Below are 15,231 nucleotides of genomic sequence, written 5' to 3' on the forward strand. Positions count from 1 at the left end.
AGTCTCAGACGAAGAATTAGAACATGCACTGTCACTAATCAACAATAGACCCAGAAAATGTTTGAATTGGAAAACTACTCACGAAGCGTTTCAAGAAGAACTGTTGCACTTAATTTGACAAACGGTCATATACAAAAGTAGCAAATGGGAGATACTACACATCATGAAAAACTTTTTTGGTTTTACAGAAAGAAATACATCCTATAAACAGGAAGTTTTCGCAGGGCTGACAACGTTTCTTTCCGTATCGTATATTTTAGTCGTAAACCCGCTTATTCTTAGTCAAGCAGGGATGGATCGGGGAGCTGTGTTTACAGCTACTGCACTTACTGCAATCATTGGTACATTACTTATTGGGCTGCTTGCAAATTATCCAATTGCTATTGCGCCTAGTATGGGGCTGAATTCATTCTTTACCTTTTCGGTTGTTATCGGGATGGGGATTGAATGGCAAGTAGCTTTGACTGGTGTCTTTATTGCGGGAATTATCTTTATGATTTTAAGCTTGATGAAAATCAGGGAAAAGATTATTAATGCGATTCCGGAGGATTTAAAACATGCGATTGCTGCTGGAATTGGTTTTTTCATTGCGTTTATTGGGTTTAAAAATGCAGGAATTATTGTTGCTAATCCAGATACGATTGTTTCGATTGGTGATTTAACTTTACCTGGAACAGCATTAGCTATCGTTGGCCTCATCATCACAATTATTATGCTCGTTCGTGGTGTGAATGGGGCAATTTTTTATGGGATGGCGATTACAACGATTATTGGAATGCTTGTTGGATTAATTAAAATTCCATCCTCGATTATCGGTACGATTCCGAGTCTTGAACCAACATTTGGTGCTGTGTTTATGAATTTGGATGCAATATTTACACCTGATGTATTAGCAGTAATTTTTACCTTTTTATTTGTTGCCTTTTTTGATACAGCTGGTGCGTTAATTGCACTTACGAGCCAAGCGGGAATCATGAAAAACAATAAGATTCCGAAGATAGGAAAAGCATTGCTTGCGGATTCTTCAGCTGCGTCAATCGGAGCAATATTGGGGACATCTACACCTGCAACAAGTGTTGAATCCTCATCAGGAATTGCGGTGGGAGGAAGGACTGGATTTACATCGATCATCATTGCACTTTGCTTTGCGATTGCATTATTCTTTTCACCAATTCTAGCTGTTATAACGACAGAAGTTACTGCTCCTGCCTTAATTATTGTTGGGGCATTAATGGCGATGGATATTCGGAATATTAACTGGGGTAAAATCGAAATTGTTATTCCAGCATTTTTGACGATCATTATGATGCCATTAACTTCCAGTGTGGCTATGGGTCTTGCATTTGGATTTATCCTTTATCCATTATCGCTCCTTGCGCAAAAGCGTTATAAAGAAATACATCCGATTATGTATGTGCTTTGCTTGTTATTTATTTTATATTTTATCTTTATTGCATAGCGAATTAAAATAAACCTCAGGGTTCGGACACCCTGAGGTTTAATGTATTTAGTGCACATACCGTTTCCGTTTCAATACTACCTGCCAAAGTCCTCGCATTTCACCAATCGCGATTGCTGCTAGAATCAGCAAAACCCCAAACCATCTAGATGGAGCAACATATTCTGCTAATCCAATGTATGCAACGACTACTGATACAGGAAGCTCAATTGCACCAAGGATAGTAGCTAAGCTTGCTGGTAGATGTGGCGTCGACATGGCAAACATGAGTGGTGTTAAAATCAGTCCGCATAGCGCAAGTGCTCCTGCATAGATCCAGATGCTTCCACTGCTTAAGACATTGGCATTTAATGTCATGTGCGGAGGAAATAGAATAAAGATTAATAGAGCTGCACCTGTTACCATAATTGGGGAACGAATCGTTGCTGGAACATCAACTGCTACACGTCCACTGACAATAATAAAAGCGGAATAGGTAAATGCAGAGCCGATTCCAAGCAGGAAGCCAATAAGTGTTATCTCGCTTAATCCGCCATTAAAGACATCTGCTGCGAATAATACACCAACTAATGTTAGTGCAATAGTGAGCAATGTCTTGCCACTTGGTTTTCGACGATAAATGATCCATTCAAACAATACCCCAACCCATACGAATTGGAATAATAAAACAACAGCTAGTGATGCTGGCAGATATTGCATGGAGCCATAATAAAGGACACTTGTTAAACCGGTGAAGCTTCCTGCTGCCATGAGTGAGAGTACGGTTTTGAAAGAAAGCTTTTTAACTGCTTGTGGGTTTCGTTTGATGGCAAATAACCCTATTATCCAGAGGACTGTAAAAGCGATGATTGCTTGTATAACATTGATTTCATTGAGGCTCCAGCCGGCAGCAAAACCTAATTTTATAAATAACGGGTTTAATCCAAAGAAAAAAGCTCCTAAAGAGAAAATAATAATCGCATGGTGTCTTTTCATATAATTTCCCCTCCGTTACGATTAAAATAATATAATATGAATTGTATTTAAAGAAGACCATCTTATCTATTATAGCATAGCTTCGTGGGTATTTGGATACTACTCACTGTTAAGAATTGCTGGCAAGAGGAGGGGATAATATCAAATTATAGTTAATTGGAGTTTTTTCTAAATTGGAGGGGCACGTTTCATTTGTAAAACGAAAACGAGGATAAGGCATAGCCTCTTCCTCGTTTAGAAGTTTAATAAGGTGCTTTACTCAACTCCGCTAAACCTCTCGAACGACCGTCCCGGCAACCTCGTCATGCGGTAATACGGAACCATCTTCACCTTCAAATGCTTTTCGGTCCTTCATGTATTTAAACGTACTTAATGAATCACGGTAAGCCATGCGTTTAATGATTTGACCAGATGTTAGCTCAGAGCCGTTCTCATTTTCAAGGGCTAGTCCCATTGTTTTATACCCAAGCGTTTGACCGCAAGTTTTTAGTTGTGCATATTCCAAAGACCACATCACAAGAGTTGGAGTAACGAGCGCATGGAAAGCTTCATTTTTAATTTTCTTCTTTAATAAATATTCGACACCGACTGACGCGACACCTGAAATAACACTGTCGATTAAAACTGCTTTTGTACGTTTTTTTGTAATTGCCTTCACAGAAATTCCCCCTGTAAATTTAGTTGTTTCTATTATGTACGAGTACTGCAAGGAAAGGTTTCGCTTTATCGTGAGAAATTTGTTGTTTAATGTTTTTTATCGTGGGATGAAGCTCCTGAACGATCATCAATCCTCACAATATGCCTTATACCAATGGAAAGGCTGAATTTCAGCAAGTGCTTTAAAAGTGATATCTCCACTTGTTGTAGTGATTGCGGCTTTCGTCGTTGGTCCCCAATAAAATAGTCTTTCCTGGCATACCCCACAAGGAGTTAATATTTTAAATGAGCTATTTTCATCATCCCTTACGACACAGATGCTGTGGGTGATTTTTGTATTTAGCTTGTGTGCCTCTAAAATCGCGCCGGTTTCAATACATAATTCAGTGGAAGCGTTGATAACGTCAGGTGCAACACTGGTAAGGATTTCTCCATCATCTGTATACATCGCCGCAGCACCACCCCAGCCAGTGGGGTATCTCTTGACAATTAATTCGGTGGCTGCTTGGTAAAGTGTCCGTTCTAAATTCAATTGTTTCCCTCCTCTCCTTATATATAATTAAAGCATAAATGTTGCGCTTCGTTAGGAAAGAAAGTGCTGTAATTGCCAAATTCAAATTTTGATGAGGAGGCAAGCTTGGTTTCGAACAATGGAAGAAGTATGAAACAATTGGAGTTGCAAAGGGGCTGATATCCAAAGAAATATATATAAGCAACGTTGCGAAAATAACAGCTTTGAACAGAAAAGGTAGAGCGCCTTGAAAAAACGAGAATTAATATAGAAGAAATCCAAGATCAATTAAAAAGCTCTCATAACACTGCTAAGAAAGCCCCTTCCGACAGATTCGGTAAAAATAATAAAGCCCGATAAACACAACAAGACCCAGTAAAGTTAACTGAAGATAATAGTTCGCCCCGCTACCAAGTAAATCAAGCGGGCTGCTTGTGCTTGGAGGATTTGCAAGATATAAATAGTTGGATTTTATATTAGGATTAACAAAAAAACCAATGATACCTGCGTATACTAATAAATAACCATACGCTTCAAACGTGGATTTTAACGTTAATTGGACATCATTTATGAGAACTAGAAATAGTGGTGCAACGAAAGAAATCGTAATATGATGGATGAAAAAAATAAAGAAACGAAAATTTGGGAAATCGTATGGAAGCTCTGGTGTGAGCAGTGCTAGAAAAGGTGGAATAAATCCAATAAAAAATGTAATCGTAATTAACTTTTTATGTTGTGTTATAAGTGCAATTGCTCCTACTATGCTGGCGATACTGCATAGATGAAGTGGTAGTTGCTCCTTCATACTCCAAATGCCATTGGTTGCTGCCCATACTTGATAGGAGAGTTCCGCTAATATTAATATGCTGAATAAAACCCACCGTAAAGTCTGGTACTGTTTTTTATTGATTTTTTTGTACGTAAAAATGAGCATAAGCATTACAATAAAATAGATGAGAATTATCGTAATATGACTTGTTCCGAACGCCGTAAAGGGCTCGCCATCTAAGGTTCCAAACCATTCCTTCATCCATATCCATCCTTTCTAAAAGTTAAAAAGACGCTTTGAATCATGGGCTGATAGCAAAGCGTCTTATTGCATTTAATTAAGAAAGCATAAAAATTATGCGACTTTATTTATCACGAAGGATAGTTACGACTATGAAACGCTATAAATAGAATGATGCTTATACCTCTAGAAGCTATATGCTTGCAATTCATTCTCCGTTTTAGCCACCAATAATATGGAATCCAGAATCAACATGAAGTACTTCACCTGTCACACCACGTGAAAGATCACTAATAAAGAATAAAGTTGCGTCACCAACTTGATCTTGATCGACATTGCGACGAAGTGGTGCTTTTTCTACAATAACATTTGCTTTTTCGTTAAAGCCGGATACACCTTTAGCTGATAATGTACGAATTGGACCAGCAGAAATAGCGTTAACGCGGATGTCATATTTACCTACATCTTCTGCTAGGTAGCGGACGCTTGCCTCTAAGGAAGCTTTTGCAACACCCATGACATTGTAGTTTGGAATAACACGTTCAGACCCTAGATACGATTGTGTTACGATACTTCCGCCTTCGGTCATCAACTCTTTTGCTGCCTTCGTAACGGCAACAAGTGAGTAAGCACTGATTTCCTGTGCTATTAAGAAGCCATCTCGGGAAGTGTCCGCATATTCTCCTTTTAATTCTTCGCGTTTTGCGAATGCAACTGAATGAACGAGACCATGAATAACGCCTACTTTTTCTTTAATCTCTTGGAATGCTTCTTGAATACTTTCATCACTAGCAACATCACAGGAAACGACAAGCTTTGGCTCGATATCGTTTTGTTCCAATAATTTAACCAACTTTTGGTGTGAACGTTCCTGTCTATTTGTAAAAATTAAGTTTGCTCCAGCATTATGAAGTGATTTTGTAATTCCCCAAGCAATACTTCTTTCATTGGCAACACCCATTATAACAACGTTTTTTCCTTGCAGTAGATTTGACATAATAAACCTCCATCAAAATATCTTTTTTCTATTATAACCTATTAGGACCTGGTGATGAAACTAAAATAAAAATCCGAGTAACTTCTTACAATATCTAGCATAATCTAGCATAAATTCCGTTTGTAATATTCTTTTTATTGTCTTGGAAACCTTAATATATAAGGGGTGTTGCGACTTTTTATAAAAAAACGTAAAAAAAATCAAATTTACCCTTTACAAACATTTCATTCCTGGTTATAATAAAATTCGTCAGTCTGCGACAGGGTGTTTCAAAGTTGTCGTTATAGCTGACTTGAAACCAAAGTATGGCCCGTTGGTCAAGCGGTTAAGACACCGCCCTTTCACGGCGGTAACACGGGTTCGAATCCCGTACGGGTCACCAATATGGAGGATTAGCTCAGCTGGGAGAGCACCTGCCTTACAAGCAGGGGGTCGCAGGTTCGAGCCCTGCATCCTCCACCATTTGCCGGCCTAGCTCAATTGGTAGAGCAACTGACTTGTAATCAGTAGGTTGGGGGTTCAAGTCCTCTGGCCGGCACCATTTTTCGGTATAAGATTAAAGAAATGGTTCATAATATGGAGGGGTAGCGAAGTGGCTAAACGCGGCGGACTGTAAATCCGCTCCCTCAGGGTTCGGCAGTTCGAATCTGCCCCCCTCCACCATTTGTATTGTTGGGCTGTAGCCAAGCGGTAAGGCATCGGGTTTTGATCCCGTGTACCCTAGGTTCGAATCCTAGTAGCCCAGCCATTTTTAATTTTTTTAGGATTGTTCAAATAGTCCGGTAAAAATGACACGCCGAATTTCTTCGTCCTTTTCATCCTCCATTTGAACTTACATTTTAGGGTTATTTACAAGCTAGTTCTAACGAACACATTTCGTTTTCTACATGAGCCATTAGCTCAGTCGGTAGAGCATTTGACTTTTAATCAAAGGGTCGAAGGTTCGAATCCTTCATGGCTCATCATTTTAACATTATCCAATATTGGATTATATACAGCAGAGATAAAATAAACAAGGTCGTTGTGATAGATGCATACTACCTTGTTTATTTGCATTTTATGTGAATTTTTAACATAATAGATACAGTGAATTTAATTTTAGCGTAGCATTTTTTGGCAATGGGAGCAGGTAGCTTCTAATGAAAAAAACTACGATATCGTGTTATAATTTATTCAATGAAAAATGTAACGATTGAAGTATTGTTTTTTATATAATCAATATTAAAGGATGATCCAGGATGAAATCTTCCAGAATCCCCGGTTTCTATAATATGTCTGTTGAACAACGACGAGAGCTTTTAAAAGATAATTACCATTTTTCTCCGGAAGAATGGAATAATCTATATAGGAAAGAACCTCTATCTACAGAAACTGCAGATAAGATGATAGAGAACGTGATTGGAACATTTCAACTTCCGTTGGGGTTGGGGTTGAATTTTCTTATAAACGGGAAAGAATATATAGTGCCGATGGCTGTTGAAGAAGCTTCTATTATTGCATCTGCCAGCCATATCGCTAAAATTGTCAGAAGTGCCGGTGGATTCCAAACGGAGGCAACGGAACGCGTGATGATTGGTCAAATTCAAGTAGTTGGCTGCTCTGATTTTCAAGCTGCAAAGCAAGCAGTGCTTCATGCAAAGAAAACACTAATCCAAGCAGCAAACGCAGCTTACCCAAGTATTGTTGCTCGTGGTGGCGGTGCACAGGATATGGATGTTCGTATTCTGAATGAAGCAGCGGATTCTGCCTATAGTCAGATGCTCGTCATGCATATGCATATCAATACGTGTGATGCAATGGGAGCGAATATCATCAATACAATGGTTGAATCAATTGCACCAATTGTCGAAGAATTAACGGATGGAAAAGTCTATTTACGAATTTTGTCAAATTATGCTGATGAATGTTTGGCACGGGCACGATGTGTTATCCCTCCTGCATTACTTGCTACAGGTGATTTTTCTGGGGAGGAAGTACGTGATGGGGTGATCCATGCGTTTGAATTTGCTGCATCTGATCCGTATCGTGCTGTTACGCATAATAAAGGTATTATGAATGGAATTGACCCGGTTGTTATTGCGACTGGGAACGATTGGAGAGCCGTGGAAGCTGGTGCCCATGCATATGCTGCAAGGAATGGCAGCTACGGCTCGATGACAACTTGGTCAAAGGATGAAGCAGGTAATTTGGTTGGAGAAATTGAATTACCGATGGCTATTGGAACAGTCGGTGGAGCAACACGAGTGCATCCATTAGCGAAGCTTTCATTATCTATGATGCACATTGAATCAGCCAAAGAGCTTGCCCAAGTGATTGTGGCAGTTGGATTGGCGCAAAATCTCGGAGCTTTGAAGGCATTAGCTACTGATGGTATCCAAAAGGGCCATATGGCTTTACACTCTCGCTCTGTTGCGATCGCGGCAGGAGCTACTGGGGAGATGATCGATATCATTGCAGAACAACTAGTTGAACAAAAACAAATCCGTGTCGGAAAAGCTAAAGAATTGGTGGAACAGTATACAAAATGAGTGCAGAAAAAGTAACAACTTCAGAAAAAACAGCTATTGGTATAGCTCATAGTAAGCTAATTTTGATTGGAGAGCATGCGGTTGTACACGGACAACCAGCAATTGCCATTCCATTTCCATTAATTGGTGTTGAAACAGTTATTGAACGTGTACCAGGGTCGGTTAAAATGGATAGTTCTTTTTACCATGGACCATTACATTTAGCGCCGGAATCCTTACAAGGAATCGTCCAGTGTGTTGAAGCGTCGCTAGAATATTTACAAATCCCTTGTAAAGACCTGCTGATTCGAATTAATTCCTCTATTCCGCCTGGAAAAGGGTTAGGCTCGAGTGCATCTGTTGCAATCTCTGTGATTCGGTCATTATTTGACTTTGCTGACCGAGAATGTACGGACGACGAGCTGTTGGAGCTTGCAAATGTAGCGGAGACGTATGCACATGGGGCTCCAAGTGGGCTTGATACGCTCACCATTACATCTCGTTCTCCAGTTTGGTATAAGAAAGAAAACCCAATTGATTACATTGACCTTGGAGAGGATTTCCACTTTATTGTTGCTGACTCTGGAAGAGTTGGTGACACACGTACATCCGTAGAATCCGTTGCGAGGCTTCTCAAGTCAGCACCGAAGCGAATTCAGCGAAAAATGGATCGAATTGGTGAATTAACCCATCAAGCAAAGCATGCACTAGAGCGTGCGGGTAAACATTTCCTTGGGCATTTATTAAATGAAGCGCAAAAGGAATTAGAAGCACTTGGCGTTAGTGATGCTGGGTTGAATAAATTAATTTATTTTGCTCGGAAAGAAGGAGCTTTAGGAGCCAAATTAACAGGCGGGGGCAACGGTGGCTGCATTATCGCGCTTGCCCAAAATGAAGTACATTCGAAATTGCTTGCAGAGAAGCTAAGAAAGTATGGCGCGACAGCAGTGTGGCCATTTGTATTGAAAAAGCAGAAATAAGAAGAATAGAGAGACAAGGGAGATAAAACGATGAAAGCTACAGCAAAAGCACATACAAATATTGCTTTAATTAAATACTGGGGAAAGCGTGATGAACGGCTGATTTTACCTACTAACAGCAGTCTTTCCCTAACATTGGATGGCTTTTCAACAACAACTACTGTAGCTTTTCAGGAGGGTTTATCTGAAGATCAATTTATGCTCGATAATCAGCTTGTAGAGGGTGAGGCATTCCGTCGCGTGACGAAATTCCTTGATTTGATCCGCCAGCTTGCAGGAAAAGAACAGTTATATGCTAAAGTGAATTCAATCAATGATGTTCCAACTGCAGCTGGGTTTGCCTCATCCGCTTCTGGTTTTGCGGCACTAGCGGCAGCGGGTACAAAAGCAATCGGATTAGATTTGGATGATCAAGCATTATCCCGTCTTACACGTCAAGGTTCGGGATCGGCTTGTCGTTCTATCTATGGCGGTTTTGCAGAATGGGAAATGGGTGAACAAGCAGATGGTTCGGATTCGTTTGCTGTTCCGATTGCTCCAGCCCGGCATTGGGATGTTCGTGTTGCTGCTGTTGTCCTTTCGTCTACAATGAAAAAAGTCTCGAGTCGTGCTGGGATGAAGCGAACGGTGGAGACATCTCCGTTTTATTCAGGCTGGATTGATAGTATTCCAAACGACTTGAAACAAATAAAGGAAGCAATTGAAGGGAAAGATTTTGAGAAAGCAGGAAGTATTGCTGAGGCAAATTGCCTCAAGATGCATGCAACGACACTAGCTGCGAACCCTCCATTCACGTATTGGCATGATACGACAATGCGTGTGATGCATGCCATTCAAGACATGCGAGCAGATGGAATTCCAGCATATTTTACGATTGATGCTGGACCAAATGTCAAAGTCCTTTACTTGCCGGAGGATGAAGCACGTGTTAAGCAAAGACTTTCTGAAATATCCGGTGTTTCGGGTGTGATTTTAAGTAAACCAGGGCAGGGAATAAGCTATCTTTAGGGGTTGGAACGTCTTGGATAATACATCAATGACTATAAAAGTACCAGGGAAATTAATGATTGCCGGAGAATTTGCTGTTCTGGAGCCATATCAAAAACTAGCGGTTACAGCTGTAGACCGGTTTGTTTATGCTTCAATTGAACAAAGTGAAAGAAACACGCTAACATTGCATGATTTCGACCTCGAGGAATTGGAATGGTCGTACGAAGCGGAGGAAGTGAAAATCCATTCGGATGACAAAAGAACGCAATTCGTATGTGATGCGATGACGGTTGTTTATACATACTTAAAAGAGAATAATGTCCAACCGGGAAAGTTCCACTTAGCGATTCGCAGCGAATTGGATGACAGTTCTGGTATTAAATATGGTCTAGGGTCAAGTGCAGCGGTTGTAACATCTGTAATCACGGCTATACTTAATAAATTCCATGTAGAAAAGCCTGCATCAGAGCTTGTTTTTAGACTTGCCGCTATTTCTCATGTGAAAACACAAGGAAATGGTTCAGGCGCAGACGTTGCTGCTTCATCCTTTGGCGGCATGCTGCAATATGCATCGTTTCAAGCAGAGTGGCTGTTGGATGCATATAAGAATCGAATTTCAATAACAGATTTAGTAGAAAGCACATGGACGTATTATGACGCAAAATCAATACAAATGCCGAAAAATGTCTATTTTTGTGTAGGTTGGACTGGTAAGCCAGCATCGACCTCGAAGCTTGTCGACCGAATTTTACAATTGAAATCAGATAATCCAGAAGCCTTCCAGCGCTTTTTGAATGCAAGTAAATTGGCAGTAGATCAATTTTTGCAAGGGATGGAGAATGCTGATGTGGAGCTTTTATTAAAAGGTGTAAAACAAAATAGAGAGGCGTTAGCAACTGTTGGTAAGGATGCGGATACACCGGTTGAAACGCCATTGCTCGGCACACTATGTGATTTGGCAGAGTCCTTGGGCGGAGCGGGTAAGCCTTCAGGAGCCGGCGGAGGAGATTGTGGTATTGCTTTTATGCCATCGAAACAACAAGCTGATGAATTGATGAAAGCTTGGGAGGAGGCAGGCATTAAAGCCTTAAGTCTACAATCGTATCAATATGGCGCTAATATTATAATAGAATAGATGGGGAATTTGATCACTTTATATTTAATTTTTGCCCAAATAAAAAAGACATTCATTTCCTGCTCCGATGGAGAGCACTTTGATGTCTTTTTTTACCCTATTTGTATCATCTTTATCTAGTAGTGCTTTTGATACGTATTAATTAATTGGTCTAACTTAACACTTGATGCGATAACAGCTTCAGAAGTCAGGTCATGTGTTATAGAAAGTGAAATCATTTCTTCGCGGCATTCTTCAATTTTTTCAATTAAATGATCTTTATTCACAATTCTGTCCTCCTATCTAGTATACTATAATAGAAAAATACCCGAATTATTGCAACAGTAAACGTCTGTGAACATTTTGTGTCTTTTTGATAAAATATTATTTGTACGATTACTTTAGATGAGTTCGATAATTGCCAAGCCTTGGGGCACATGACTTAGTGGGACTATGCAGTGCAGGTAGGAATGTTTTATACTTTTTGTTAAATAAAGTTTGAAACCTTTTTGCTAGATAATCGTATAACAAGTACCGCATAGTAAGCGGAGGTAACCTGATGGATCAATTTATAATAGAAAAAATAAAACAAGTTAAAAAAGGAGATCAATCTGCATTCGCGGATGTCGTTTCCTTTTATCAAGATAAGATATACCAGCATTGTTTGCGGATGCTTGGTAATGCACATGAAGCAGAGGATATGGCGCAAGAGGCTTTTATTCGTGCATATGTGAATATCCATTCGTTTGATGATCGCAGAAAGTTTTCTACATGGTTGTATCGGATTGCGACGAATTTGACAATCGACCGGATCCGTAAACGAAAGCCAGATTATTATCTGGATGCAGAGATCAGAGGAACGGAAGGGTTGGATATGTATTCCCAGCTGGCGAGCGAGGAGCGGCTACCTGGTGAGCAAGTTGAAAGCTTAGAATTACAACGCTATATTCATCACGAAATTTCCCAGCTTCCAGTGAAATATCGAAGCATTATTATGTTGCGTTACCTGGAAGAGTTTTCCCTACAAGAAATAAGCGACATCTTAGATATACCTTTAGGAACGGTGAAAACCCGTATTCATCGTGGGAGAGAAGCTTTAAGAAAAAGGCTTCGTCATGTGTAAAGGAGTGTGAAACACTTGAAATGTAATAAAGAATCGGTTGAATTGATGCATAAATATTTGGACGGTGATCTTTGTAAGGAGGAAGAGATACAGCTAAGGACACATCTGGAAACTTGTGAAGCTTGCCAACATCATTTCCATGAACTAAAGCGTACGATTACATTGATTAAAAGTGCGGAGCATTTCGCGGCGCCTAACGACTTCACGCAGAAAGTCATGGATAGACTTCCGACCGAGAAGAAACGTGTAACCTATAAGCGATGGTTTAAAACGCACCCGGTACTCACCGCTGCAGCAATATTCTTCGTATTAATGATGACTGGAATGTTTGCTTCTTGGAGTGAGGATGGTCAATTAGTTGTCTCAAAACAAGAAGAACTAGTCATTCAAGGAGATACGGTAATTGTACCAGAAGGAGTAACCGTTCCGGGTGACGTACTTGTTAAAAATGGGAAATTGCTAATTAAAGGTACAATTGATGGGAATGTGACATTAGTGAATGGAAAGCTGATAAGCGATGATGAAACGCTAAATGGAGATGGACTCATGGCTTCAGCTGGCGGCGTCAATGGCGAATTAGAAACAGTTGATCAGATGTTTGAATGGATGTGGTATCAACTGAAGAGCTTTTTTAGTGGCGTTTTTTCCTTTTAAACATGTTAAAATAAACCCAGGTAAGGTGGGAAATCTTATCTGGGTTTTTGCCTTCCTAAAGTAATATGTTTTAGCAATATTGTGTTATAATAGATAACGTTCCTATCTTTTGAAAATCAAGCTACATAAGCGTGCTTGTTTTAGTTGAGCGTATAATTAGAATAAATTTTTATTGCAAAAGGATGTGTGCACATGCTTGATGGGGGATTCGATGTAATAGATCTGCTAAGAATAGGCGTAGATATAGCTCTCGTCTGGTATGTATTATATAAATTAATGATGCTGATTAGAGGTACAAAAGCAATCCAGCTTTTAAAAGGGATTGCCGTTGTACTTGTGGTCTGGCTTTTGAGTATATTATTGAATTTACAAACCATGCAATGGCTGACGAATCAAGCCATTTCTTGGGGTTTAATTGTAATCATCATTTTATTCCAGCCGGAGCTACGGAGGGCACTCGAGCAGCTTGGCCGGGGAAACCTTTTTGCTCGGAGTGTAAAGTCAGAAGAGGAAAAGATGCAACAAGAAATCGATGCGATAGTACAGTCGTGTAGCTACATGGCGAAACGTCGAATTGGTGCATTAATTTCGATTGAGCGGGAGACAGGTATTGGTGATTATGCTGAAACAGGTATTGCGATTAATGGAAAATTGACGCATCAGTTGCTAACAAATATTTTTACTCCGAATACACCTTTGCATGATGGTGCTGTCATCATTAAAGAAGGGGAAATCACCGCAGCTGCTTGTTATCTTCCTTTATCAGAAAGTCCATTTATTTCGAAGGAGCTAGGGACGAGGCACCGTGCAGCAATGGGGATCAGTGAGGTTACCGATGCATTGACAATTATTGTTTCAGAGGAAACAGGTGCAGTTTCCTGTACAAAGAACGGAGAACTTCACCGAGATATTGATCAGGACAATCTTCGTACGATGTTAGAAGCCCATTTATCCCTAAATCAAAAGGCTTCTGAGAAAAAGTCGTGGAAACGAAGGGGGAACAAGAATGGATAATTGGTTTAAGAGTAAATGGTTTGTCCGACTTGCTTCTTTAGCTTTTGCGGTGTTCTTGTATATATTTGTGAATGTTACAGTTAATTCTTCACATTCTGATCCAACTTTTTCTGGTAGGTCTGAACAAACACAAACACTTGATGATGTTCCGGTCGAAATACGAATCGATGAAGCAAATTATGTGGTTAGTGGTGTACCAGAGTTTGTTACGGTTAGCTTGCAGGGGAATCCTGGAAACCTGACCCCCCTTATTTTTCAACGTAATTTTGATGTGTATGTTGACTTGCAAGGATTAGAAGAAGGCGATCACGAGGTGAAATTGGAGCACAATATCTCCAATGATCTTACTGTCTTTATCGAGCCAAAGACGATTGAGGTTACGATTGAAGAAAGAGCGAGCGAAGAGTTTGCTGTTGTTGCTGATTTTATTAATGAAGACAAAATGGCACCTGGATACGAGCTGGTTGATTATACGCTCGACCCACCTACAGTTACGATTACAAGCTCAAGGTCCGTTATTGACCAAATCGGTATTGTTAAGGCCTATGTTAATTTAGAAGGACTGGATAGTTCAATAAATAATCGCGAGCTGCCTGTAAATGTGTATGATACACAGGGGAATGAGTTAACAGTCCGAATAGAACCAGAGAATATACAAATATCAGCCGAAGTTGATAACCCAAGTAAGTCGGTACCTGTATCAGTCGAGACAACAGGAGAACTGCCAGAAGGTTATGCATTAAATTCTATTTCTGCTAATGTAGATGAGGTGGAGGTTTTCTCCACGAGTGAAGTACTTGAAGGAATTTCTGAACTTGAGACAGAGGCAATTGATTTATCCGAAATCACCGAATCTGGTACAATAGACGCGCAACTGTCATTACCGGAAGGTGTAAATGTTCCCGATATGGAAACAATTGAGGTAACAGTCGATGTAGAACAGACACGTGTTTTGGAAGGACTAACAATTGAAGAAGAAGGGCTGACGAGTGGCCAAGCAGTTACTTTTGTTGAACCTGATGCCGCCGAAATGGATATTACGGTTACGGGTGACGAAGCCGATATAAAAGAACTAACAGCTGAGGATATTCGTATATTCATTGATTTAAGTGATCTGGAGCCTGGAGAGCATCAAGTTCCAATTACGATTGAAGGGCCAGATACTGATAATATAACGATTACTGGAGAATTTGAAGAAGCTACAATTGAGATTAGTGAAGTGGAACCTGAGTAATGAAATC

Annotated in this window: 15 protein-coding genes, 6 tRNA genes and 1 pseudogene; 16 read left to right on the forward strand and 6 right to left on the reverse strand. The window is 40.0% G+C overall.

What is annotated here, in order from left to right; translation table 11 throughout:
* Together D1B32_RS24315 and D1B32_RS18885 are read left to right on the forward strand one after the other, a co-directional pair.
* Positions 1-118: pseudogene (locus tag D1B32_RS24315) on the forward strand (IS30 family transposase); the annotation flags it as partial.
* A 45-nt stretch (positions 119-163) separates the two neighbouring features.
* Positions 164-1,459 (forward strand): NCS2 family permease, encoded by a 1,296-nt coding sequence (locus D1B32_RS18885; protein ID WP_118890151.1) that lies wholly within the window; start codon positions 164-166, stop codon positions 1,457-1,459.
* Positions 1,460-1,507: 48 nt separating this feature from the next.
* On the opposite strand, the gene D1B32_RS18890 is transcribed toward D1B32_RS18885, so the two are convergent.
* The 5 genes from D1B32_RS18890 to fabI all read right to left on the reverse strand — a co-directional run bounded on the left by D1B32_RS18890 (position 1,508) and on the right by fabI (position 5,608).
* Positions 1,508-2,434, reverse strand: coding sequence for an EamA family transporter (locus D1B32_RS18890; protein WP_118890152.1), 927 nt, complete (start codon positions 2,432-2,434; stop codon positions 1,508-1,510).
* A 268-nt stretch (positions 2,435-2,702) separates the two neighbouring features.
* Positions 2,703-3,092: an RDD family protein gene (locus D1B32_RS18895; RefSeq protein ID WP_095312960.1), complete on the reverse strand. Its 390-nt coding sequence runs from the start codon at positions 3,090-3,092 to the stop codon at positions 2,703-2,705.
* A 126-nt stretch (positions 3,093-3,218) separates the two neighbouring features.
* Complete coding sequence (locus tag D1B32_RS18900; protein WP_095312962.1) at positions 3,219-3,623, reverse strand: cytidine deaminase; 405 nt, start codon at positions 3,621-3,623, stop codon at positions 3,219-3,221.
* 289 nt (positions 3,624-3,912) lie between these two features.
* The gene (locus D1B32_RS18905; RefSeq protein ID WP_118890153.1) at positions 3,913-4,632 is read right to left on the reverse strand and encodes a YwaF family protein; all 720 of its coding nucleotides are present in this window, start codon (positions 4,630-4,632) and stop codon (positions 3,913-3,915) included.
* A gap of 199 nt (positions 4,633-4,831) precedes the next feature.
* Positions 4,832-5,608, reverse strand: coding sequence for an enoyl-ACP reductase FabI (gene fabI / locus D1B32_RS18910; protein ID WP_118890154.1), 777 nt, complete (start codon positions 5,606-5,608; stop codon positions 4,832-4,834).
* Between the two features lie 307 nt (positions 5,609-5,915).
* On the opposite strand from fabI, the gene D1B32_RS18915 reads away from it, so the two are divergent.
* The 10 genes from D1B32_RS18915 to D1B32_RS18960 all read left to right on the forward strand — a co-directional run bounded on the left by D1B32_RS18915 (position 5,916) and on the right by D1B32_RS18960 (position 11,220).
* Positions 5,916-5,990, forward strand: a tRNA-Glu gene (locus D1B32_RS18915).
* 4 nt (positions 5,991-5,994) lie between these two features.
* A tRNA-Val gene (locus tag D1B32_RS18920) sits at positions 5,995-6,070 on the forward strand.
* Positions 6,071-6,073: 3 nt separating this feature from the next.
* Positions 6,074-6,149 (forward strand) — tRNA-Thr (locus tag D1B32_RS18925).
* 37 nt (positions 6,150-6,186) lie between these two features.
* Positions 6,187-6,271, forward strand: a tRNA-Tyr gene (locus tag D1B32_RS18930).
* Between the two features lie 10 nt (positions 6,272-6,281).
* Positions 6,282-6,356: transfer RNA gene (locus D1B32_RS18935), tRNA-Gln, on the forward strand.
* A gap of 141 nt (positions 6,357-6,497) precedes the next feature.
* Positions 6,498-6,570: transfer RNA gene (locus D1B32_RS18940), tRNA-Lys, on the forward strand.
* A 276-nt stretch (positions 6,571-6,846) separates the two neighbouring features.
* Positions 6,847-8,136 carry a hydroxymethylglutaryl-CoA reductase, degradative gene (locus tag D1B32_RS18945; protein WP_118890155.1) on the forward strand — a complete coding sequence of 430 codons (1,290 nt, stop codon included), beginning with the start codon at positions 6,847-6,849 and terminating at the stop codon, positions 8,134-8,136.
* The gene (mvk, locus tag D1B32_RS18950) at positions 8,133-9,095 is read left to right on the forward strand and encodes a mevalonate kinase (RefSeq protein ID WP_118890156.1); all 963 of its coding nucleotides are present in this window, start codon (positions 8,133-8,135) and stop codon (positions 9,093-9,095) included. The genes D1B32_RS18945 and mvk overlap by 4 nt, the downstream gene beginning before the upstream one ends.
* Before the next feature lie 30 nt (positions 9,096-9,125).
* Positions 9,126-10,103 carry a diphosphomevalonate decarboxylase gene (gene mvaD, locus D1B32_RS18955; protein ID WP_118890157.1) on the forward strand — a complete coding sequence of 326 codons (978 nt, stop codon included), beginning with the start codon at positions 9,126-9,128 and terminating at the stop codon, positions 10,101-10,103.
* A gap of 13 nt (positions 10,104-10,116) precedes the next feature.
* Entirely contained in the window at positions 10,117-11,220 is a 1,104-nt protein-coding gene (locus tag D1B32_RS18960; protein WP_118890158.1) for a phosphomevalonate kinase, read from the forward strand.
* Between the two features lie 116 nt (positions 11,221-11,336).
* Here D1B32_RS18960 and D1B32_RS18965 read toward each other — a convergent pair whose 3' ends face one another.
* Entirely contained in the window at positions 11,337-11,486 is a 150-nt protein-coding gene (locus D1B32_RS18965; protein WP_095312977.1) for an aspartyl-phosphate phosphatase Spo0E family protein, read from the reverse strand.
* Between the two features lie 272 nt (positions 11,487-11,758).
* Here D1B32_RS18965 and sigW point away from each other — a divergent pair, with 272 nt between their 5' ends.
* The 4 genes from sigW to D1B32_RS18985 all read left to right on the forward strand — a co-directional run bounded on the left by sigW (position 11,759) and on the right by D1B32_RS18985 (position 15,224).
* A complete protein-coding gene (gene sigW / locus D1B32_RS18970; RefSeq protein ID WP_095312980.1) occupies positions 11,759-12,322 on the forward strand; it encodes an RNA polymerase sigma factor SigW in 564 nt (187 codons plus the stop codon).
* A 15-nt stretch (positions 12,323-12,337) separates the two neighbouring features.
* Positions 12,338-12,976, forward strand: a complete 639-nt coding sequence (rsiW, locus tag D1B32_RS18975; RefSeq protein WP_118890159.1) for an anti-sigma-W factor RsiW — start codon at positions 12,338-12,340, stop codon at positions 12,974-12,976.
* 192 nt (positions 12,977-13,168) lie between these two features.
* Positions 13,169-13,990 (forward strand): diadenylate cyclase CdaA, encoded by an 822-nt coding sequence (cdaA, locus tag D1B32_RS18980; protein WP_095312984.1) that lies wholly within the window; start codon positions 13,169-13,171, stop codon positions 13,988-13,990.
* Positions 13,983-15,224, forward strand: a complete 1,242-nt coding sequence (locus D1B32_RS18985; RefSeq protein WP_095312986.1) for a CdaR family protein — start codon at positions 13,983-13,985, stop codon at positions 15,222-15,224. Before cdaA ends, D1B32_RS18985 begins: the two co-directional genes overlap by 8 nt.
* Positions 15,225-15,231 lie beyond the last annotated feature (7 nt).

The organism is Oceanobacillus profundus, from assembly GCF_003515705.1.
GTDB lineage: Bacteria > Bacillota > Bacilli > Bacillales > Amphibacillaceae > Oceanobacillus > Oceanobacillus profundus.